This is a genomic window from Thermanaerovibrio acidaminovorans DSM 6589, from assembly GCF_000024905.1.
Classification (GTDB): Bacteria; Synergistota; Synergistia; order Synergistales; family Synergistaceae; genus Thermanaerovibrio; species Thermanaerovibrio acidaminovorans.
Genome location: NC_013522.1, coordinates 50,679 through 70,884, shown reverse-complemented (window position 1 = coordinate 70,884; position 20,206 = coordinate 50,679). Strand labels below are relative to the sequence as shown.

Genomic DNA, 20,206 nt, shown 5'->3' with positions numbered 1-20,206 from the left:
AGTAGAAGCCCCCGGGGATCCCCCGGGTGGCTACCAATTTTAACCCATCAATCCCTGTCCTTGAAGCGCTGAAATATGGCATCCATGACCAGGTGGTTCTGCCGGAACCACTCCAGCACCTCCGGGGCGAAGTGCTCCGGCATGGTGCGTCCATCCCCCTGGAGGATCACCCGGACCGCCTCCTCGTGGGACATGCCTTCCTTGTAGGCCCGCCGGGACCTCAAGGCGTCATATATGTCCGCCAGGGCCATGACCCTGCCCTCCCAGGGGATCTGGACCCCCGCAAGGCCAAAGGGGTATCCGCTCCCATCCCACTTCTCATGGTGGGTAAGGCATATGCGCCGGGCCATGGCGAGCCACTCCGCCTCCCCCAGGATCTCCGCCCCCCATACGGTGTGCCGCTTCACCAGTTCGAACTCGTCCCGGGTGAGGCCAGAGGGCTTGGAGAGCACCTCGTGGGGCACCTTGAGCTTGCCTATGTCGTGCAATCGGGCGAAGATGCCTATCTCCTCCGCCTCCGTCTCGGTGCGCCCCAGGTCCATGGCGATGCGGGAGGCATAGGTGCCTATGCGGCTTAAGTGCTCCTCCGTCTCGTTGTGGTATATGCCGGTTATCTCCTGGAGCTTCTGGGCTAGGTAGTAGTAGGACTCCCTTATCTCCTGCCGGGACTTGCTGGCGTCCAGGAAGCCCGCCAGCACCGAAGCCACGGGCACCAGGGTCTCCAACAGGGTCTCGTCCCTTCTCCGCCGCTCGGTGAAGCTCACCGTGAGGCCCCCCACCGGCCGCCCCATGTGGGAGAGCCCCATGACCACCTCGGTAACCACCGCCTCGTGCAGGGGCAGGTACCCCTCCGCCTTGGAGACGTCCTCCGCCCAGATGAGCCCCTCCCGGACCGCCCGGCCGATGAGGGAGGAATCCAGCTTCACCGGCTCCGGGGGAAGCCCCTGGTCGTAGCCCGAGTAGGCCACCGGGATAAGGGTGTCCCCCTCCAGCCGGTCCACCACCACCCCAAAGGCGGAGAGCATCTCCCTTATGGTCTCCGCAATGCGGGCCACCTCGTCGGGGGCCTGGTAGCCGGACCGGACCAGGTTGGCCACCTGAATGGTCTGGCCCCAGATCTGCTCCCGCTTCCGCAGGATCTCGTTTGACTCCGTGAGGGAGGCGTTCATGGCCGCCACCTCCTCCCCGTAGGCGTTTATCTCCTCCTGCTGGGTCCAGAGGACCCGCATGGCGGCGGCAACTCCGGATAACATGGCATGAAACTCCTCCAGCCTGCAACGCTCCATCTTCCTCCCCATCTCCTCCGACAGGGAATCTATCACGTTGGATAACTCCTCCGGGCACCTTGTACCCGCTAGGGCCTTCTCCATCCGGCGGAAGAAGTCCGATATCTCACCCATGTCCGGCATGACCTGGTCACGCCAGAGGCGGTAGAAGGCGAAGAGCAATAAGAACATGGCCAGGGACATGAGAATGGGGATCAAGGAACCTCGAATGGCGTTCAACAGCACTTGCCGCTCCGGAACCGTGACCAGGAGCCTCATGTTCTGCACCTCGAAGCACCGGGCCCAGAAGGGGAGCCCCTGGGCGGTGCGCCCCCGGCCCCAGGTGGAGCCGTTAAGGAAACCCGCATCCACCCAACCCCGGGCGGCGAAGTGCCGCCCCACCGGGCCATAGTCCGCCCATATGACCCGCCCGTCCCGGCCAGCCAGCACCGGGGAGGCCCCCATCTCTCCGGTAACCAAGAGGGGGGATGGGTCCATCCTGACGCCGATAAGGTACCGGGAGCCCTCCATCTCCCGTACGGTTACGAACTGGGGGTGCCCATCGGGGTTGAAGACGCTGGACACCTGCCACAGCCCCTCCAGCTGGTCCATCCCGGAAAGGGCTATGCCGGTCGGGATGTAGCCCCGGAAGGTCTGGTCCACCTGGTCCCCCAGGAGCCGTGCCAGGAGCTCCACATCGGGGAAGTAGGTCTCCGCCTTGTATGGTACGGAGGCGATGTAGGAGGCCTTCACCAGCTCCGAGTCCAGGTGACGAACCAAGTTGGAGCTCAGGTTCTCGGTGAAAATCCAGGACCGCCTCTGCCACTCGGACAGCTGGGACTGGAACATGTAGACCCCCTGCAGGGCCACGAGTAGGAACCCCGCGGTGACCACCAGTCCGAACCAGCGGACGAAAAGCCGCTTGAAGGACGTCACCGGCCCGCCCCCCCCCTATCCCGCCAGACCCCATCCTCCAGGATCACCCTATGAAGGGGCAGCATGGCGTCCCCCGCGGCGTCCAGCGGGTAGTCCCCCCTCAGGGCCCTGACGGTCCTGAGACCCTGGAGCCCCCGGAGGACCCCCTGGGGACCCGGGCCTCCCGAAGAGAGGGCGTCGGCCAGCATGCTCACCGCCCCGTAGGCGGAGTCCAACGCGGGCAGCACCGGAAGTCCCGCGATGCGGCCCTTGAGGAACCGGAGGAAAGGATGCCCCATGTCCAGCTCCACCGGGGAAAAGACCACCGACCAGGCGGTCCCGTTAGGCCCCGCAAGGGCGGCGCTGACCGACGACACCCCCCAGCCGGAGGTCACCGCCCCCATGTCCCTGAGGGACCAGGCCATGTTGAGGTATATGCCCGTGTAGTAGGCGGGGAGGGCCAGGTAGAGCCCGTCGTAGTCCCCCACCATCAGCTCCTTCCTGAACCGCTCGAACATGACCCCCGGATCCCCCTCCATCACCCGGACGGGATCCCGCCCCAGCCCCTTGGCGAACCCCTCCAGCTGTCCCCGGGAGTAGACCGAGTTGCTCCCGTCGATCACCGCCAGGTACCGCTGAAAGCCCCCCAGATCCCGAGCCAGTTCCCCCGCCTCCAGGGCCCCGGAGGGGCCCGAGTACCGGTAGAGCACGTCCCCCTCCACCGCCAGCGAGGGGGCGTTGGCGTTGGTGGCTATGGCGGGCACCTTGGCCTGGTTCAGGAGCGGGAGGATCCGGGCCACGAACCCGGACGTGGCGCCGCAAATCACCGCCGACGCGTTGGCGCCCCTTATGGCCTCCAACGCCTCTCGGTCATCCTTTCCGGTGACCACCAGGGGCCTCAGCCGGTAGCCCCAGCCCCGCCGGGCCAGGTTGAAGTACTCCAGGGCGAACAGGGTGGACTGCTGCACCTCCCTGGAAAGGGCGGCCCCTCCCCCCTTGTCCTCGAACCAAAGGGCCACCACCACGTCCTTTGGGCCCATTAGGCGCCAGGCCATGAAGACGAGCGACAGAACCAGTAGCCCCCCCAGGACGTGGCGGAGCAACCGGGGGTTCATTCCAAGCTTTGGAAGCCTGAGCTTGGGCACCAACTGTCACCTCCAGAGGACCGGCGGGGACCGCCGGCCATGCGGTTAAATTCTACCAGTTTTCTGGCGCATTTTGGCCCTCTCCATAACAACAATTTTATGGAGCCGTCACACTCATGGAGCCATCACAATCCGTCTGGGTTCGGCCCTGATGGGATATAATCCGGATCAAAATCCTTCAGATTCCGGAGGTGACGTCCGTGAGGCGAGCGTTGACCCTGATGGCTGCCCTTTTTTGGCTTGTGGTCCTAGCGTCGCCGGGGCTATCCGCTCCGGTGACGGTTATCTGTCCGGTGGAACCCCTGTCGCACCTGGCCAGGCTCATCGGAGGTGATCGGATCCGGGTGGTTACCTTGATCCCCCGGGGGGCGGATCCTCACTCGTTCGAGATGCGTCCCAGCCACGCCAAGGCGGTGTCGGAGGCCCGGGGGGCCCTGAGGCTCGGTCTTCCCCTGGAGGACCGGCTGCTTCCCAAGATGAGGCAGCGGGGGGTGAGGATATTCCAGCTCAAGTTCGACCCCCTGTACGACGGGCATCGGCACCTGGACCCCCACGCCTGGACGTCGGTAAGGAACGGCATGTCCATGGCCCGGTCCATGGCGGAGGCCTTCGCCGAGTTGGACCCGGCGGGGGCCAAGGCCTACCGGGCTAGCCTCTCCAACGTGCTTTCCCGGATGAGGGACCTGGATCGGCGGATGGGGGATGACCTCTCCCCCTTCAAGGGGAGGGGTATCCTCTCGTACCACCCCTCGTGGAACTACCTCTGCCAGGAGAGGGGGCTGGTGCCCCTCTCGGTGGAGGTCCACGGCTCCGAGGCAGGGCCCAGGCACATTAGCCGTCTCAAGGACCGGATCTCCCGGGAGGACATAAAGGTCATGTTCGTGGAGCCCTCCAAGGCGGGCAAGTCCGCCGCCTCCGCCGCCAGGGCCCTGGGGGTGTCCCTGGTGGAACTGGACCCCATGGGGGACGACTGGTTCGCCATGATGGAGGGCGCATTGGCGGCGTTCCGCTCCGCCCTGTCGGGGAGGTGACGGGATGGAGCTCCACCTCTGGTTCCAATACCTGGGGCCGGTAACCCAGGCCCTGCTGGGGGGGGTGCTCACCTGGGGGCTCACCGCCCTGGGGGCCGCCATGGCGTTCCTGGGGGCTAACCCCTCCAGGAAGCTGATGGATCTGATGCTTGGCTTCGCCGGGGGAGTGATGATCGCCGCCAGCTTCTGGTCGTTGTTGGCCCCTGCCATAGAGATATCCGGGGAGCTTGGGATGGTGGAATGGCTGCCGCCGGCGGTGGGGTTCATCCTTGGGGCGGTGTTCCTTCGGCTCCTGGACCTGGTGCTCCCCCACCTTCACCCGGCCCTCAAGGGGGCCAAGCCGGAGGGGATAAGGGCCCACCTGATGAAGACCACCCTGTTGGTGCTGGCCATAACGCTTCACAACATACCCGAGGGTCTGGCCTTCGGGGTGGCCTTCGGCGCCGCGGGGCTCTCCCCCTCCGCCACCCTCTCCGGCGCAGTGGCCCTCACGCTGGGGATAGGGCTTCAGAACCTGCCCGAGGGGCTTGCGGTGGCGTTCCCGCTACGGAAGGCGGGGTTCTCCCGGGGGAAGGCGTTCTTCTTCGGCCAGCTTTCCGCGGTGGTGGAGCCCCTGTTCGCCATGCTGGGGGCCGCGGCGGTGGAATTCGTGCGGGTGGGGCTCCCCTACGCCCTGTCGTTCGCCGCCGGGGCCATGATCTACGTGGTGGTGGAGGAGGTGATCCCCGAGTCCCAGTCGGAGGACAACGGGGACCTGGCCACCATGGGGCTCATCCTTGGGTTCACCTGCATGATGATCCTTGACGTGGCGCTGGGTTAGCGGTTATACATCTTTGTTAGCCTCCGGTGAACGGGAAGTCCGGTGCGAATCCGGCGCGGCCCCGCCACTGTGAGCCCGACGAGTCCGCCGATGCCACTGGGTATGCCTGGGAAGGGGCGGATAGGATGAAGGCCAGCCAGGAGACCGGCCGGGGGCTGAAGGGAAGGTTGCCTGCGCGGGCGGGCGCCTCCGGTGGGAAACGCCTTCCCTTGCCCTTGGGCCCCGGGCCCGGCACAACATCGAAAGGAAGGGGGGAGGTGCGCTGTCTCTCTCGTACGACCGGGATCCCATATCCATCGAGAGGCAAAGTCTTAGCCTAATCCGTCAGGTCCTCCAATCATACTCCATATCCCCGGATCTCATGCCCGTGGCAGAGCGGGTGGTCCATGCGGGGGCGGACTTTTCACTGGCCAACCTGGTGTGCGCCACCCCGGGGTGGCTCTCCGCCGCCCGGGAGCGTCTCACCCGCCAGCGGATCCTCTGCGACGTGGACATGGTGCGCTCCGGCCTGTCCAGGAACCTGCTACGCCAGCTGGGTCTGGAGCCCGTGTGCCTGATACACCAGGAATGCACCGCCGACGCCAGCCGCCGGATGGGTATCACCCGGGCCATGGCCTCGGTGGACGCCGCTCTGGAGATGGGTATCCGCCTCTTCGCCTTCGGCAACGCCCCAACGGGGCTGTTTCGTCTCATGGAGAGGGGGGATCCCGGCGGGGTGGACCTGATCTTCGCCTTCCCGGTGGGTTTCGTGGGGGCGGCGGAGAGCAAGGAGCTGGCCCTAGGCTGGGGGGCCCCCTGCGTGGCCCTCAGGGGCCCCAGGGGGGGATCCAACCTCTGCGCCGCGGCGGTCAACGCGGTGATGAGGCTCTGCGGGGGGACCAAGGGTTAGCGTGGTCATGTCATGGCGCCCGAATAACGTCTCGGGAGGTATGAAAAGTGAGGAGTTTATTGAGGTTCGCGGCGTTGGGGCTGACGTTGGCGTTGAGCCTTCTCTCGCCCTTGGTGGGGGGTATCGCCCTGGCTTCGGAGGCTAAGACCCAGCGGAACGCCATCCTGGTGGTTGCCTTCGGCAGCTCCATGCGGGAGGGCCAGCGGGCCATAAACGCGGTGGTGAGCTCCGTGAAGGGTGCCTTCCCAGGGACGGAGGTCCGGCTGGCGTACACCAGCCGCATAATAATGCGGAAGCTTGCCAAGGAGGGTCAGCACTTCGACGATCCCCTGGTGGCCCTATCCAAGCTCCACGCGGAGGGCTTCACCCACGTGGCGGTGCTCTCCACCCACGTGATCCCCGGGGAGGAGTATGAGGACCTGTCCGCCATCGTGGGGGCCTTCAACTACATGAGGGACCACGGGTCCAAGAGCGGCTTCGAGGCCATAGCCCTGAGCCGGCCGCTCCTCTGGTCCCCGGAGGATTTCGATAAGATGGCGGCTATCCTCAACCGGGCATACGGTAAGGACAGGACCCGGGCGGTGGTGTTCATGGGGCACGGGTCCCCCCACCCGGCGGAGGGGGCCTACGCCCGGCTCCAGACCGTGAGCCTGAGGACCAACCCCAACTTCGTCTTCGGCACCGTGGAGGGGACCCCGTCGCTGGACGACGTGGTGTCCACCCTCAAGCACGGGAAGTTCAAGCGGGCGCTGCTGGTGCCCTTCATGCTGGTGGCGGGGGACCACGCCCACAACGACATGGCGGGCCCGGAGGATGAGTCCTGGAAGAGCGTGCTCTCCAAGGAGGGCATAAGGGTGGACGTCCACCTGGCGGGGCTCGGGGAGAACCCGGAGGTCCGGGCCCTTCTCGTGGAGCACCTGCGGGAGGCGGCCAAGGAGGCGGGCTTCTAGCCCAACGGCGCCACGACGAGGGGGCCCATGGGCCCCCTCGTGAACGTATGCCCCACCGGGCGGGAAGGGAAGCGACATCCTGCATGCATAAAAGAAGACTGGTAATCCTCCTTGCGGTGCTCCTGTTGGCGGCGTTGCCCCGCTTTTCCTGGGCTGTTACGGTGATGGACGACCTGGGGCGCCGGGTTACGGTCAAGGGTCAGGTCCGGCGGATCGTGTCCCTCTACCCGGCCCACACGGAGAACCTGGTGGCCCTTGGGGTCCGGGACCGGATCGTGGGGATCTCCCAGGGGGACGATCCGGATCTGGTAAAGGGGGCCCGGCAGCTACCCTTGAGGCCCTCGCCGGAGACCATACTGTCCCTCAAGCCGGACCTGGTGGTCATGCGGTCCCTGCAGTCCTCCATGCAGCCCCAGCTCATATCCCAGCTTGAGGGGTTCGTGCCGGTGGCGGTGCTGGACCCCCCGTCCTTCGATGGGCTGGAGTCCTACGTGCTTCGCCTGGGCACCCTGGTGGGCCGCCGCAAGGAGGCCCAGGCGAAGCTCAAGTGGGCCCTGGGTATCCTGGAGGAGAGCCGGCGGCGGAACCGAGGCCGGTCCCTGGGGGCGGTCCTCATAGTCAACAATCGGGACGCGACCACCTGTAGCCCCGGCACCTGGCCCAGCCGCCTGATGGAGGCCTCGGGACTTCCCCCGGCGGTCCAGGGGGTCCCCACCTCGGAGGGGAGCGCGGTGGCCCGGCTGGGGGCGGAGGGGCTACTGGCCGCCTCCCCCAAAATCAAGGTGATCCTGGTCCAGCGGGGCCCCATGAACCCCGGGGGCCTGGAGGACTTCCTCCGGGACCAGCGCTTCGCCCCCATGGAGGCGGTGCGCCGGGGTAGCGTCTTCCAGGTGGACGAGCGGGACGTGTCCCGGCCGAGCCTCATGAGGCTCCAGCGGGGCCTCAACCTCCTCTCCTCCATCCGGGAGGGGGCCAAGTGAGCTTGAGGTACGGCTTCACCACCGGCACCGCCGCCGCCGCCGCTACCCTTGGGGCCGCCCTTTGGCTTCTGGGCAGGCCCTCCTGGTGGGTCAAGGTGACGCTCCCCTCCGGGCAGGTTCTCCCCATACCGCTGGGGGGTTGCGAGCGGATAGAGGGGGGAGCCCAGGCCTGGGTCTTCAAGGACGCGGGGGACGACCCGGACGTGACGGACCGGATGGCCATAGCCGCCAAGGTGTGGCTCCGTCCGGGGGGAGGCGTGGAGGTGGACGGGGGCCACGGGATAGGGCTGGTGACCCGGCCAGGGCTCCCGGTGCCGGTTGGGGGCAGGGCCATAAACCCCGCCCCCCTGAGGATGATCCGGGAGAACCTCCTGGGCGCCCTCCCCCGGGGGCTGGGGGCCCGGGTGGAGATCTGGGCCCCCGAGGGGGAGAGGGTGGCCAAGGGGACCTTCAACCCCAAGCTGGGGATAGAGGGGGGCATATCCATCCTGGGGACCACCGGGGTGGTTCGCCCCATGAGCGAGGACGCGGTGGTGGAGACCATAGGCGCCGAGCTGTCGGTCCTTCGGGCGGAGGGGGCCACGTCCGTGTGCCTGGCGCCGGGGAACTACGGCCGGGACGTGGCGGTCCGCCTGGGGGTTCCGGTCCACAGGGTGGTCAACGTGAGCAACTACGTGGGGCCCTCCCTGGACCGGTGCCGGCAGCTTAGCTTCCGAGGGGTGCTGTTCGTGGCCCAGGTTGGCAAGATGGCCAAGGTGGCGTCGGGCTCCATGGACACCCACAGCGCCAAAAGCGACGGCCGGATGGAGGCCCTCTGCGCCTACGGGGCCCTGATGGGCATGGACTCCTGCTGGATCCGGCGCATAATGGACTGCAACACCGCTGACCAGGCGGCCACCATGATGATCCAGGACCCCCGGGGACGCCTGGCGCTGGAGGAGCTCTGCCGCCGGGCCTCCAGAAGGGTGAGCGAAAGGTCTGAGGCTTCTGGGGCGGCGGTCACCTTCGCGTTGCCCAACCTGGAGCTGGCCCGGTCCGGGCCGGTGGAGGACCTTATAAGGTCCATGAGGGGGGACGGTTGATGCTGGAGCTTGGGGAGATAAACGTCTTTGGCACCGGGGCGGGGCCATGGCACCTGACCGACCGGGTCATGTGGCTGATCATGGGCTGTTCGTCCCTCATGGGGGACCGGCGGATCCTGGAGGCCCTGGAGGTGAGGGAGCACCAGGTAAGGTTGCCCCTGGCCTACGGGGACCAGCTGGGGCCCGCCATAGAGGGGGCCCCCAAGCCCCTGGGGATCCTGGTGAGCGGGGATGTGGGGCTCTTCAGCCTGGCCCAGCGGGTGTGCGGCCTTTTCCCCCACCGGGTGCGCCTCTTCCCCAACGTGTCCAGCCTCCAGCTCATGGCCTCCCGTCTGAAGCGAAGCTGGGCCAACGTGCCGGTGATCTCCGTCCACGGCCGTCCCCCGCTGGAGGCCCTGGAGCTCCGCCGGTTCCTCTGGGGCAGGCCCGAGGGAGCGGTGCTACTGGGAAGGCCCCAGGATGTCCGGGAAACCCTTCTGCGCCTTGGGGAGCTGGTGCGGCCGGACGTGACCGGTCACCTGGGGTGGGACCTGGGCACCCCCCGGGAGCAGGTGTTCCACGGGGGGCTGGACCAGCTGGCACACCTGCCATACACGGGGAACCTATCGATCCTGTGGCTCTCCGCGGGCCCCCAGGGATTCTTCGGGGAGCAGTCCCTTAGCTGCCTGCCGCCGGGGCCCATGGACGACTCCGCCTTTCAGCGCCTCCAACGGGTGCCCATGACCAAGAGCCCGGTGAGGGGCCTCGTCACCGGCCTCCTTCAGCCCCTGTGGGGGGCCCGCATCCTGGAGGTGGGGACCGGCACCGGGGCGCTCACCTGCGAGCTGGCCCGGCAGGCGGGGCCCGGGGTGGTGGTCTCCATCGAGCGGGACCCGGAGGCCATGGAGCTGGCCCGAGGGAACCTGGAGCGGCTGGGGCTGGCCCTTGGGGTTCATCTAGTGGGGGGCAGCGCCCCGTTGGACTTGCGGGGGACCTTCGACCGGATCGTGATCGGCGGCCACGGGGGCGCATTGGAGGACGTGATCCGCTGGGCCCGGGACCTGCTGGTCCCCGGGGGCAGGGTCCTGGTGCCCTGCGTTCTGGCCCGCTCCGGCCCCAGGGCGCTCCAGGCCCTTGAGGAGGCGGATCTGAAGTGCGGCATGACCCGGCTCTTCCCCACCTGGGGCAGACCCCTCGGGGGGGATTGGATGGCGGAGGGCATGAACCCGGTTGACTTGGTTTGGGGTGATCTAACGTGAAAGGACCGGTTTGGATAGTTGGGGCGGGACCCGGGGATCCGGAGCTCATCACCCTCAAGGGGGCCCGGCTCCTGATGGAGGCGGATCTGGTGCTCTACGCTGGGAGCCTGGTGAACCCCCAGGTTCTCGAGCACTGCCGGGATACCTGCGAGAAGGTGGATTCCTCCCGGCTGTCGCTGGAGGACCAGGTGGAGCTCATGGCAGACCGGTGCGGCCGGGGGCTCAAGGTGGTGCGGCTCCACACCGGGGACCCAAGCCTCTACGGGGCCATAGGGGAGCAGATCCGGGCGCTGGAGGCCCGGGGGGTGGAGTGCCGGATCGTGCCCGGGGTCTCCAGCCTCCAGGGGGCCGCATCGGCCCTCAAGATAGAGTACACCGTGCCCGGCGGGCCCCAGACGCTGGTCTGCACCCGCCTGCCCGGCAGGACCCCGGTGCCCGGGGGGGAGGACCTGAGGGTCTACGCCTCCACCGGGGCCACCCTGGCCATCTTCCTCTCCTCCGAGATGGCCCAGCGGGCATCGGAGCTGTGCATCGAGGGGGGGCTGGACCCCCGCACCCCCGCCGCCTGGGTCTACCGGGCCACCTGGCCGGACCAGCGGATGGGCAGGACCACCCTGGATCGCCTGGGGGAGCACATGGCATCCCGGGGCATCACCCGGCACGCGCTGATGGTGGTGGGGCAGTGCCTCGATCCCCAGGGACGGAGCCTGCTCTACCACCCCTCGTTCCACCACATGTACCGGAAGGGGGCCCCGGAGGATTGAGGGCGCTGGTGTTGGGCCTCAAGGGGGCCCGGGAGGGGGCCGAGAGGCTCGGATCTCTCCTGAGGGTGCCGGTGGAGCTGGCGGAAGGGGACCTCAAGGCCCGGTTCGAGATGGCCTGGGGGGGCCACGACGCCCTGGTGTTCGTGGGGGCGGTGCCCATAGCGATCCGGGCCATGGCGCATCTGCTGAGCGACAAGGCATCGGACCCGGCGGTGTTGGCCCTCCCGGAGGACCTCTCGTGGGTGATGGTTCTGGCGGGGGGTCATCTGGGGGGCGGATCGGACCTGGCCTGGGAGATCGCCTCCCGGACCGGCGCCAGGTGGATCCCCAGCACCGCCACGGACCGGCGGCTGATCACCGCCCCGGACCGATGGGCCCGGCGGCACGACCTCCGGCTCCTCAACAAGCGCCTCCTGCCGGGGCTGATAAGGGGGCTCCTGGACCGGGGGGAGCTCCGCTGGTGGTGCGACCCGCTCCTGCCCCACCCTCCCCTGCCCCACGGGGCGGTGGAGGCAGGAACCCCCGAGGAGGCCCAGGTGCTCTACACCGTGAGGGACCTGGGGCTGGAGGATCGGCTGGTTCTGGTGCCCCGGGCCATCTCGGTTGGGGTGGGGTTCCGGAGGGACGCCGCCGGGGAGGAGATCCGATCCGGCGTCCTCGATGCGTTGAGGTCCCACCCGGAGGGGCCCTTCCTCCCGGAGGCGCTAAGGCGCCTGGGCACCTGGGAGGGCAAGGAGGGCTCCAGGTCCCTGATGGAGGCCGCAGGGTCCCTGGGGGCGGAGGTCCGCTTCTTCCGCCAGGGGGAGATCCTAGGAGCTGAGGGGCCATTCTCCCCCTCGGCGGCGGAGCGTCACCTGGGGCTACCCGGGGTGTCGGAGCCCTGCGCGGCCCTGATGGGCCGGCCGTTGGGGGGCCGCATGGTGCTTGGGGGGATCACCGCCGCCCTGGCGCTGGAGGATCCGCCGTTTGCGGGTTCCCTGTCGGTGGTGGGGATAGGCCCCGGTGATCCCCGGCTCATGACCGTGGAGGCCCTGGAGGAGCTGGAGGGGTGCGACGTGATCGTGGGCTACTCCCTCTACGTGGACCTGGTGCCCTCCCACATCCGGGGCGCCAAGCGGCTGGAGTCCTACCGGATGGGTCAGGAGGAGGACCGGGTGGTCCGGGCGGTGGAGCTGGCGGAGGCGGGGTATCGGGTGGCGCTGGTGTGCGGCGGGGACCCGGTGCTCTTCGGCCTCGGGGCCCTGGCGCAACGGCACGCGGAAGGGCGGGTGAGCTTTCGCATCGTTCCGGGGCTTAGCGCCGCCCAGGGGGCGGCGAGGGCCGTGGGACCCTACTACACCAACGGCCTCAGCCTCCTCTCCCTGTCGGACTACCTCCAGGACTGGGACCGGGTGCGGGAGGCCCTGGAGTCCGCCGCTGGTGGTGGGCTCTCGGCGGGGATCTACAACCCGGTCTCCCGGGGCAGGGAGGAGAAGCTGGAGGCGGTCCGGAGGGCGTTCCGGGGCAGGCGGGCCCTGGTCTGCACCGACATCTCCCGGCCCGGGGAGGAGGTGCGGGAGGTTGCGGTGGAGGAGCTGACCAAGGACCTGGTGACAATGAGGAGCATGATAATCGTGCCCGGCAGGGGCTGCGAGAGGACCCCCCAGGGCCAGTGGCGGGACCTTCGGGGCTACTCCAGCGAGGGGTCCCACCGGGAGATGCCGGAGTTGGACGTGCTGGTGGCGGGGGGCACCTCCGATGGATATGAGGCGGCCCGGGAGCTGCTCGAGCTGGGTCTTCGGGTTGGGGTCTCGGTGGCCTACGGGACCGGGCTGTCGGTGGTGCCCCCGGGGGCTGCGGCGCTGGTGGGGCCCCTGGACCGGATGGGCTGGGAGGATCGCCTCCGGGAGCTGAGCCGAAGGGGCCTCCGGGCGGTGCTGGACGCCACCCACCCCTTCGCGTCGGAGGTGAAGGGGCACCTGGACGGGGCCTGCGGGGCCCTGTCGATCCCCCTGGTCCGGCTGAGCCGTCCCATCCGGATCCCCACGGAGGCGGTAAGGGTGGGCAGCTACGGGGAGATGGCGGAGGCGCTGATATCCCGCACCGGTCCGGGGGACCTGGTGTTCCTCACCTTCGGGGTCAAGGGGCTTGTGGAGGTGGCAGGCCCCCTCAAGGGGGCGGGCAGGCGGGTCCTGGCTCGGGTGCTGCCCACGGAGGATAGCCTCCGGGGTGCCCTTTCGGCGGGGCTCTCCGGCCGGGAGATCCTCTGCTCCTGGGGGTCCCTGGGGGCGGTCAGCGACCGGGCCATTATGGAGGACGCGGGGGCCCGAGCCTGCGCCGCCAAGGCCAGCGGGGATCCTTCGGGGCTGGAGGGTAAGCGCCGGGCGTGCATGGAGATGGGGATCCCCCTGGTGCTCCTGGTCCCCCCCCGGTTCGAGGGGCTGGAGATGGCGGAGGCGCTCGAGAGGGTCAGGGCCATGCTGGGCCGCTGATGGTCCGGCAGGGGATTGGATTCGTAAAGTTGGGAGGTCTTGGGTTTGATACTGTACGGGGTTGGCATGGGGCCCGGTGACCGGGGTTTGGTCACCCTGAGGGCGGTTGAAGTTCTAAAGGAGGCGGAGGTGGTGTTCGAGCCCCTGTCCGGCCGGGGGAGGCGGAGCGTGGCGGGGGATCTGGCCCGGGACCTGGTGCCGGGGCTGGTCACCGTGCCGGTCATCTTCCCTATGACGGGGGACGACGGGGAGCTGATGAGCTCCGTCACCGAGGCCCTCAGGTCCACCTCCCCCAGCTGGGGGGGCAGGTCGACTCTGGCCATGCCGGTCATAGGCGACTCGGCCCTCTACTCCACGGTGCTGAGCCTTAAGCGGGGGCTGGAGGCCCTGGGGGAGGAGGTGGAGCTCCGGCTGGTGCCGGGCATATCGGCCCATTCCGCGGCGGCTTCGCTGCTATCGAGCTTCATGGCCATGCGGAACCAGGTCTTATCGGTGATCCCCGGATCGGCGGGTCCGGAGAGGGTTCTGGAGGCCCTCAGGGCCTGCGACAGCGCCGCCCTCTACAAGCCATCGGCCCTGAAGGACCGCCTTGGGGAGGTGGTGACCTCCTCGGGTCCCTGGGAACGGGTGGTCCGGGTCCACCGGGTGGGGCTAGAGGGGGAGAGGTGGGTGGAGGGGCAGGAGGCCCTGGAGCCCACCGATGACTACCTGGCGGTGATGCTCCTTTGGCGCTGAGGGGGCTTCTGATCGGGGAGGCGAGGCTAACGTTGAGCCTGATAGCGGGGGCCCTGGCGGGGGAGCTGATGGTGAGGTACCGGGTCACGGACCGGGTCTTCCGGCCGGTGGAGAGGCTGGTTCGCCGCCTGAAGGTGAACCCCCAGGCCATCAGCGCCATGACCGTTTCGGTGGCAAGCCCCCGGGTTGGGGCCGCGATGCTGGCCTCCGCCCACTCCAGGGGGGAGATAACCCAGGAGGACGCGGTGTTCGGCACCCTGTGCCTGGCGTTCCCCGCCTACGTGAAGCGCTGGCTGGTCACCGCCCCCATGGCGGCCGCCCTGGCGGGGCCCCTGGGGGTACTCTACTCATCGGTGTTGATCTTCCGGAGCGCCGCCCGGTTCCTCCTGTGCCTTCACCTGCTGCGGCGCCGGGGCTCCGGGGGCAGCTCGCCGGCGGTTGATGACCCAGCGGAGGGCAGGACCGCCACGGCGTCGGAGGGACGGTTCCTCCGTCAGGGCCTCAGGTCCCTTCCCCTGGCCTGGATCTTCTTTGGGGTAACCTACTGGGCCATGCCGGCGGTGGAGGCCTGGGCCCTGGACAACCTCAGATGGCTCGTATCCCCCTCGGGCCTCACGGTGGTCACCTCCGCCCTGGCCCACAGCACCGCCTCGCTGGCCTCCGCCAAGGGGGCGCTGGAGGCGGGCTCCCTGTCCCTGCCCGGGGCCCTCCTGGCGCTACTCATGGGCAACGCCCTGGGCACCTTCACCCGGGTGCTTAGACAGAACGTGGGCTACTGGGTTGGGATCTTCCCCGGGGAGGTGCTTCGTCCCCTTGGGATCTGGCACCTGGGTACCCTGCTCCTCTTCGAGGCCCTGTCGATCGGCCTGGTTCTCCTCTGGTGGGGGTGGAGCCGGTGACCGGGCCCCTTGCGCTGGGGGTATGGCCCAGGAGGCCCGATGGGGCCCTGGAGGCGCTGAACCTCAAGACCTGCTGGAGGGACGAGTGGTACGCCCTATGCGAAAATCCGGACGGGGCGGAGTTCACGGGCCCCAAGGCGGCGATGCACCTGATCCGAGTGCTCCTGGGGCTCGAGAGCTTCGCGGTCGGTGAGTTCCACATAGTTAACCAGGTGAAGCGGTGCTACCGGGAGCAACATGCCTCCTGCGGTCCGGTGCTCCACCGGCTCTTCCAGCGCAGCTTCCGGGCCGCCCGGCTGATAAGGGGGACCAAGCACCCCGGCCGGGCCCCCTCCATCCCCTACCTGGCCGCCTCGGCACTCAAGGATCACCCAGGCTTTCCCCGACTGCGGGTCCTGGTGGCGGGCATGGGTGAGATGGGACGGGAGGCCGCCAAGGTGCTATCCTACTTGGGTTGTCACGTCACCTGCACCTCCCGCTCCTCCCCTCCCCCGCCGGGGCTTCCATGGGTGGGCTGGGGGGAGTTCCTCTCCGGCGGGGCCCTTCGAGGCATCCAGGGGCTATTCCTCTGCACCGGGGCGGACCGGTTCGTTGTGGAGCCCAAGGATCTGCGGGGTAGCGGGATCTGGGTGGTGGACCTGGGCAGCCCTCCCCAGTGCGGCCCCGGGGAGGGCTATAGGTACGTGGGCATCGGGGAGATAGCGGAGGCCAGCCGTGGGGCCCTACGGTCCTACCGGCAGGAGCTGGCGGCGATGGAGGAGGCGGCGTCGGAGGCGGCGCTGGTGGTTTGGGAGGAGATGCTGGGCCGATTCCCGGAGATCCTGGGAGGGGGCTCCAAGACCGGAGGGATAGCGGTATGAGTTTCGGCCCCATGGTGGCCTTGAGGAGGGACGAGCCCATTCTGGTGGTTGGGGGCGGTCCCGTGGGATACAGGAAGACCTGTAGCCTCCTGGACGGGGGGGCGTCGGTGACGTTGGTGTCCCTGGAGTTCTGTCCGGAGCTTCGGGAGCTGATCGGCAAGGACATAGTGACCGCCGAGGAGAGAGGGGTCCAGAGGGGGGACTTCGAGCGCTTCCGCTTCGCTGTTCTGGCCCTGCCGCCGGAGGCCACGTTGGAGGCCCTCAGGATGCGGGAGGGGACCCGGTGTCTGGTGTGCTGCTGCTCCCTTCCTGATATGGGGGACTTCGCGCTGGCGGCCCAGTGGAGCCACGGCAACTTCCGGGTTGGGATCTCCAGCGGCGGCACGGACCCCGCCGGGGCGGCGAAGCTCAAGGGCCTGATCCGGGCCTTCCTGGAGGGGAAGAGGCTCAGGCGATGACCCGGTTCGATCTGTTGACCCGCTCCAGCCCCCTGGCCATGGCCCAGGCCAGGATGTGGAAGGACAGGATAGAGTCCCTTGGGCACTCGGTGAGGCTGCTGGACGTGAGCACCCACGGGGACCGGGACCGTCGCCGTCACCTGGCCTGCTTCGGAGGCTTCGGGGCCTTCGTGAAGGCCCTGGAGGACCGACTCCTGTCGGGGCAGGGCCACGGGGCGGTGCACAGCCTAAAGGACGTGCCCTCAGTGCAGCCGGATGGGCTGGTGATAGCCGGCGTGCTGGAGCGGGGGCCCAGGGGGGACGTGCTGGTGACCCGGGAGGGGCTGAGCCTGGAGGAGCTGCCTTCCGGGGCGGTGATCGGCACCTCCAGCATCCGGAGGGCAGCCCAGGTGAGGATGCTAAGGGGGGATCTGAACGTGGAGTGTTGCCGGGGCAACGTGCACTCCCGGCTGAGGAAGCTGGAGCAGGGGCTCTTTCACGGGATCGTGCTGGCCCGGGCGGGGCTGGAGCGGCTTGGGATAAGGGCCCCCATGGCGGAACTTCCCTTCATCACCTCCCCCGGCCAGGGGGCGGTGGCGCTGGAGGCCCGGGAGGGATCGGAGCTACACCTCCTGGGGGCCCGGCTGACCCATCGGTCCACCTGGCTGGAGGTGCTGGCGGAGCGGTCGTTCCTGAAGGCCTTCGGGATGGGCTGCTCCGCCCCGGTGGCCGCCTCGGCGGTGATGGACCGGGACACCCTGACCCTCAAGGTTCAGGTACTCTCCCCCAACGGCACCTCCGCCGCGGAGGCGGAGGTGTCCTGCGTACCCTGGGGGGAGGAGGACGCATACGCCCTGGGGGAGGCGGCGTTCAGGGAGATCTCCGGATCGCCGGAGGTCCTCTCCGCCGGGTCCGCCGCCCGGGAGGTGTGCGGCCCATGATATGGCTGACAGGGGGCGGCTGTGCCTCCCCCCGGTGGCTAACCCAGGAGGGGGCGGAGGCCCTGGGGTCCGCATCGGCGGTGGTCTACGACCGGCTGATCCACCCGGACCTGCTTCTCCTCTGCCCCCCCGGGGCCCTGTTCATCCAGGCGGGGAAGCGGGGCTCGGACCACACCATGTCCCAGGAGGAGATAAACCGCCTGCTGGTGGAGCTGGCGGCGGACCACCCCCACGTGGTGCGCCTCAAGGGGGGGGACCCCTTCGTGTTCGGCCGGGGGGGCGAGGAGGCCCAGGAGCTGGACCGTCACGGGATACCCTGGCGGGCGGTCCCGGGGGTGACCGCCGCCCTGGGGGGCCTGCTGAAGGAGGGGATCCCGGTTACCCACCGGGGGGCCGCATCGGCGGTGTGCCTTGCCACCGGCCACCTGGAGGCCCCCTCCGAGTCCTACTGGGGGTCCCTGGCCCGGTTCGATGGAAGCCGGGTGCTGTACATGTCCGCATCGAACCTGCCAGAGAACCTGGGGCGCCTAATATCCCTGGGGCTTCCGGAGAACGAGCCGTGCGTGGCGGTGACCTGGGGGGGCTGGGGCAGGAGCTACGTCGTGGGGGGCACCGCCGGGGAGGGGGCCCGAGGGGGCTGGGCGTCCCAGGTCCGGAGCCCATCGGTGGTGATGATCGGTGGTTCCGCCCGAGTGAGGCTCACCCCCGCGGAGCTGCCACTCAAGGGGCTCACCGTGGCGGTCTGCCGGCCCATGCCGGAGGGGTACCAGACCGCCCGGCGGCTGGAGGCCCTGGGGGCGGATGCGTTCACCCTCCCGTTGCTGGAGGTGAGGCCCACCGCCTCCCGGGAGGAGCTGCTTGCATCCCTGGAGGGGGCGGACACGGTGGTCTTCACCAGCCCAAGGGGGCCCAAGGTCTTCAGGGACCTGGTGATGGACCTTAGGCTCCTCCGGTGCCGGACCGTGGCCATCGGAGAGGGGACCCGCAGGTCCCTGGAGGAGATGGGCATAGGGGTGGACCTTATGCCGGAGCGGGCGGACAGCCGGTCCTTGGCGGAGCTTTTGGTGTCCTGCGTGCGCCCCGGGGAGAGGATCCTGTTCCTTCGGAACCGGCGGTGCTCCCCCCTGCCGGTGGAGGCGGTCCGCCGGGCTGGTGCCCTGGCTTTGGAGCTGCCCATTTACGAGATGGTCCCCCGTGGTCTGCCCTGGCGGGAGCTGATACTGGAGCACTGGCAGGACACGAGGCCCCATGCGGTGGTGTTCGGCAGCGCCGCCCTGGCGGAGGCCTTTGCGGATGAGTTCGGCCCCCTTCCCGCCGGGGCGGTGCCGGTGGCGTGGGGTGAGGAGTGCGCCAAGCGGTGTGGGGAGCTCTTCCGCCGCCGGGGGGTCGTCATGGCCTCCCAGGACCTTGATGGTCTGGTATCGGCCCTGTTGGAGATAAGGGGGAGCGAGCATCCCCCTAAGCATCGTGGAAGGGGATGATTCTTGATGATGTCGTCCGGCAAGAGCAATCTGGAGTGTTTCGAGCGTGCCCAGCGGAGCTTGGTCGGGGGGGTCAACAGCCCGGTTCGGGCCTTCGGGGCGGTGGGTGGGACGCCCAGGTTCTTTGAGCGTGCCAGGGGATGTCACCTTTACGACGTGGAGGGCAACCGCTACGTGGATCACGTGATGAGCTGGGGGCCCATGATCTTAGGTCACGGGCATCCGGAGGTCCTGGAGGCGGTGCACCGGGCGGTGGATGCGGCGCTCACATTCGGGGCCTGCTCTCCGCTGGAGGCAGATCTGGCGGAGATGATCAAGGCCAAGTTCCCCTCCATGGACCTGATCCGGTTCACCTCCTCCGGCACCGAGGCGGTCATGGGGGCGGTGCGGCTCGCCCGGGGTTTCACCCGCAGGGATCTGATCGTCAAGTTCGCAGGCTGCTACCACGGCCACGGGGACTCCCTTCTGGTGTCCGCCGGTAGCGGGGCCCTCACCTTCGGCACCCCCTCGTCCCCGGGGGTCACCCGGGCCTGCGGGGCCCAGACGCTGGTGCTCCCCTACAACGACATCTCCGCCGCCCGGGAGGCGTTCCGTCGTTTCGGGGGGCAGATAGCGGGGGTCCTGGTGGAGCCCTGGGGGGGCAACATGGGGCTGGTGCCCCCGGTGGAGGGGTTCCTTGAGGGGCTCCGGGAGGTGACCTTGGAGGATGGGGCGCTTCTGATCTTCGACGAGGTGATAACCGGCTTCCGGGTGCCCCAGGGGGGCGTGCAGGGCCTTCTGGGGATCCGGCCGGACATCACGTGCCTCGGCAAGGTGATAGGGGGCGGCATGCCGGTGGGGGCCTTCGGGGGCCGGAGGGACGTGATGGAGCACCTGTCCCCCCTGGGGCCGGTCTACCAGGCGGGGACCCTGTCGGGTAATCCGGTGGCCATGGCCTGCGGCATCGCCACCCTAAGGTGCCTCACGGACCGAGCTTACGTCGAGCTGGAGGAGAAGGGGGCCTATCTGGAGGGGGCCATACTGGAGGCCGCCCGGTCCGCAGGAATCCCCGGGTCGGTAACCCGGCTGGGATCCGCCCTTGGGCTCTTCCTGGGCCCGGTTCCCCGGAACCTGGAGGAGGTTAAGGCCACCCGGGTGGACCTGTATCCCAGGCTGTTCCACCTCATGTTGGACCAGGGGGTATACCTGCCCCCCAGCGCCTTCGAGACCTTCTTCGTATCTCTGGCCCACGGGACGGAGGACCTGGAGCAAACTGGACGGGCCTTCGCCGAGGCCTTCAGGGCCTTAAAGGGGATGATGTAGG

18 protein-coding genes and 1 riboswitch are annotated in these 20,206 nt (G+C 68.8%); of the genes, 16 read left to right on the top strand and 2 right to left on the bottom strand.

Going from position 1 to position 20,206, the window contains the following annotated elements; genetic code table 11:
- Positions 1-47 precede the first annotated feature (47 nt).
- On the bottom strand, positions 48-2,201 hold the full coding sequence (locus tag TACI_RS00295; RefSeq protein WP_012868815.1) for an HD domain-containing phosphohydrolase: 2,154 nt from the start codon (positions 2,199-2,201) through the stop codon (positions 48-50).
- Positions 2,198-3,325 (bottom strand): ABC transporter substrate-binding protein, encoded by a 1,128-nt coding sequence (locus TACI_RS00290; RefSeq protein ID WP_164925062.1) that lies wholly within the window; start codon positions 3,323-3,325, stop codon positions 2,198-2,200. The genes TACI_RS00295 and TACI_RS00290 overlap by 4 nt, the downstream gene beginning before the upstream one ends.
- Positions 3,326-3,516: 191 nt before the next feature.
- On the opposite strand from TACI_RS00290, the gene TACI_RS00285 reads away from it, so the two are divergent.
- From TACI_RS00285 to hemL, 16 genes are all read left to right on the top strand, one after another.
- Positions 3,517-4,356 (top strand): metal ABC transporter substrate-binding protein, encoded by an 840-nt coding sequence (locus TACI_RS00285; protein WP_164925061.1) that lies wholly within the window; start codon positions 3,517-3,519, stop codon positions 4,354-4,356.
- Between the two features lie 4 nt (positions 4,357-4,360).
- Positions 4,361-5,176, top strand: a complete 816-nt coding sequence (locus TACI_RS00280) for a ZIP family metal transporter (RefSeq protein ID WP_012868812.1) — start codon at positions 4,361-4,363, stop codon at positions 5,174-5,176.
- A 7-nt stretch (positions 5,177-5,183) separates the two neighbouring features.
- Positions 5,184-5,343: riboswitch (cobalamin riboswitch) on the top strand.
- 71 nt (positions 5,344-5,414) lie between these two features.
- Positions 5,415-6,065: a precorrin-8X methylmutase gene (locus TACI_RS00275; protein ID WP_333644946.1), complete on the top strand. Its 651-nt coding sequence runs from the start codon at positions 5,415-5,417 to the stop codon at positions 6,063-6,065.
- A gap of 47 nt (positions 6,066-6,112) precedes the next feature.
- Complete coding sequence (locus tag TACI_RS00270) at positions 6,113-7,015, top strand: sirohydrochlorin cobaltochelatase (protein WP_012868810.1); 903 nt, start codon at positions 6,113-6,115, stop codon at positions 7,013-7,015.
- Between the two features lie 83 nt (positions 7,016-7,098).
- On the top strand, positions 7,099-7,995 hold the full coding sequence (locus TACI_RS00265) for an ABC transporter substrate-binding protein (protein WP_012868809.1): 897 nt from the start codon (positions 7,099-7,101) through the stop codon (positions 7,993-7,995).
- On the top strand, positions 7,992-9,077 hold the full coding sequence (cbiD, locus tag TACI_RS00260) for a cobalt-precorrin-5B (C(1))-methyltransferase CbiD (protein ID WP_164925059.1): 1,086 nt from the start codon (positions 7,992-7,994) through the stop codon (positions 9,075-9,077). Before TACI_RS00265 ends, cbiD begins: the two co-directional genes overlap by 4 nt.
- Positions 9,077-10,315, top strand: a complete 1,239-nt coding sequence (locus tag TACI_RS00255; RefSeq protein WP_012868807.1) for a bifunctional cobalt-precorrin-7 (C(5))-methyltransferase/cobalt-precorrin-6B (C(15))-methyltransferase — start codon at positions 9,077-9,079, stop codon at positions 10,313-10,315. The genes cbiD and TACI_RS00255 overlap by 1 nt, the downstream gene beginning before the upstream one ends.
- Positions 10,312-11,079 carry a precorrin-4 C(11)-methyltransferase gene (cobM, locus tag TACI_RS00250; protein WP_012868806.1) on the top strand — a complete coding sequence of 256 codons (768 nt, stop codon included), beginning with the start codon at positions 10,312-10,314 and terminating at the stop codon, positions 11,077-11,079. Before TACI_RS00255 ends, cobM begins: the two co-directional genes overlap by 4 nt.
- On the top strand, positions 11,076-13,550 hold the full coding sequence (locus TACI_RS00245) for a precorrin-6A/cobalt-precorrin-6A reductase (RefSeq protein WP_012868805.1): 2,475 nt from the start codon (positions 11,076-11,078) through the stop codon (positions 13,548-13,550). Before cobM ends, TACI_RS00245 begins: the two co-directional genes overlap by 4 nt.
- Before the next feature lie 39 nt (positions 13,551-13,589).
- Positions 13,590-14,285: a precorrin-2 C(20)-methyltransferase gene (locus TACI_RS00240; RefSeq protein WP_278007110.1), complete on the top strand. Its 696-nt coding sequence runs from the start codon at positions 13,590-13,592 to the stop codon at positions 14,283-14,285.
- A gap of 32 nt (positions 14,286-14,317) precedes the next feature.
- Positions 14,318-15,184, top strand: a complete 867-nt coding sequence (locus TACI_RS00235) for a hypothetical protein (RefSeq protein ID WP_242601115.1) — start codon at positions 14,318-14,320, stop codon at positions 15,182-15,184.
- Positions 15,181-16,044: a glutamyl-tRNA reductase gene (locus tag TACI_RS00230; RefSeq protein WP_012868802.1), complete on the top strand. Its 864-nt coding sequence runs from the start codon at positions 15,181-15,183 to the stop codon at positions 16,042-16,044. Before TACI_RS00235 ends, TACI_RS00230 begins: the two co-directional genes overlap by 4 nt.
- On the top strand, positions 16,041-16,502 hold the full coding sequence (locus TACI_RS00225; protein WP_012868801.1) for a precorrin-2 dehydrogenase/sirohydrochlorin ferrochelatase family protein: 462 nt from the start codon (positions 16,041-16,043) through the stop codon (positions 16,500-16,502). Before TACI_RS00230 ends, TACI_RS00225 begins: the two co-directional genes overlap by 4 nt.
- On the top strand, positions 16,499-17,422 hold the full coding sequence (hemC, locus tag TACI_RS00220) for a hydroxymethylbilane synthase (protein WP_012868800.1): 924 nt from the start codon (positions 16,499-16,501) through the stop codon (positions 17,420-17,422). The genes TACI_RS00225 and hemC overlap by 4 nt, the downstream gene beginning before the upstream one ends.
- Positions 17,419-18,903, top strand: coding sequence for a uroporphyrinogen-III C-methyltransferase (cobA, locus tag TACI_RS00215; protein ID WP_012868799.1), 1,485 nt, complete (start codon positions 17,419-17,421; stop codon positions 18,901-18,903). Before hemC ends, cobA begins: the two co-directional genes overlap by 4 nt.
- A gap of 6 nt (positions 18,904-18,909) precedes the next feature.
- Entirely contained in the window at positions 18,910-20,205 is a 1,296-nt protein-coding gene (hemL, locus tag TACI_RS00210) for a glutamate-1-semialdehyde 2,1-aminomutase (RefSeq protein WP_242601160.1), read from the top strand.
- The last annotated feature ends 1 nt before the right edge of the window (position 20,206 follow it).

What these genes read in the sequence shown, in the direction of transcription:
- TACI_RS00280 (WP_012868812.1), top strand. Translation starts at nt 4,361, where the DNA reads ATGGAGCTCCACCTCTGGTTCCAATACCTGGGGCCGGTAACCCAGGCC.
- TACI_RS00265 (WP_012868809.1), top strand. Translation starts at nt 7,099, where the DNA reads ATGCATAAAAGAAGACTGGTAATCCTCCTTGCGGTGCTCCTGTTGGCG.
- TACI_RS00255 (WP_012868807.1), top strand. Translation starts at nt 9,077, where the DNA reads ATGCTGGAGCTTGGGGAGATAAACGTCTTTGGCACCGGGGCGGGGCCA.
- TACI_RS00225 (WP_012868801.1), top strand. Translation starts at nt 16,041, where the DNA reads ATGAGTTTCGGCCCCATGGTGGCCTTGAGGAGGGACGAGCCCATTCTG.
- hemC (WP_012868800.1), top strand. Translation starts at nt 16,499, where the DNA reads ATGACCCGGTTCGATCTGTTGACCCGCTCCAGCCCCCTGGCCATGGCC.
- cobA (WP_012868799.1), top strand. Translation starts at nt 17,419, where the DNA reads ATGATATGGCTGACAGGGGGCGGCTGTGCCTCCCCCCGGTGGCTAACC.
- hemL (WP_242601160.1), top strand. Translation starts at nt 18,910, where the DNA reads ATGATGTCGTCCGGCAAGAGCAATCTGGAGTGTTTCGAGCGTGCCCAG.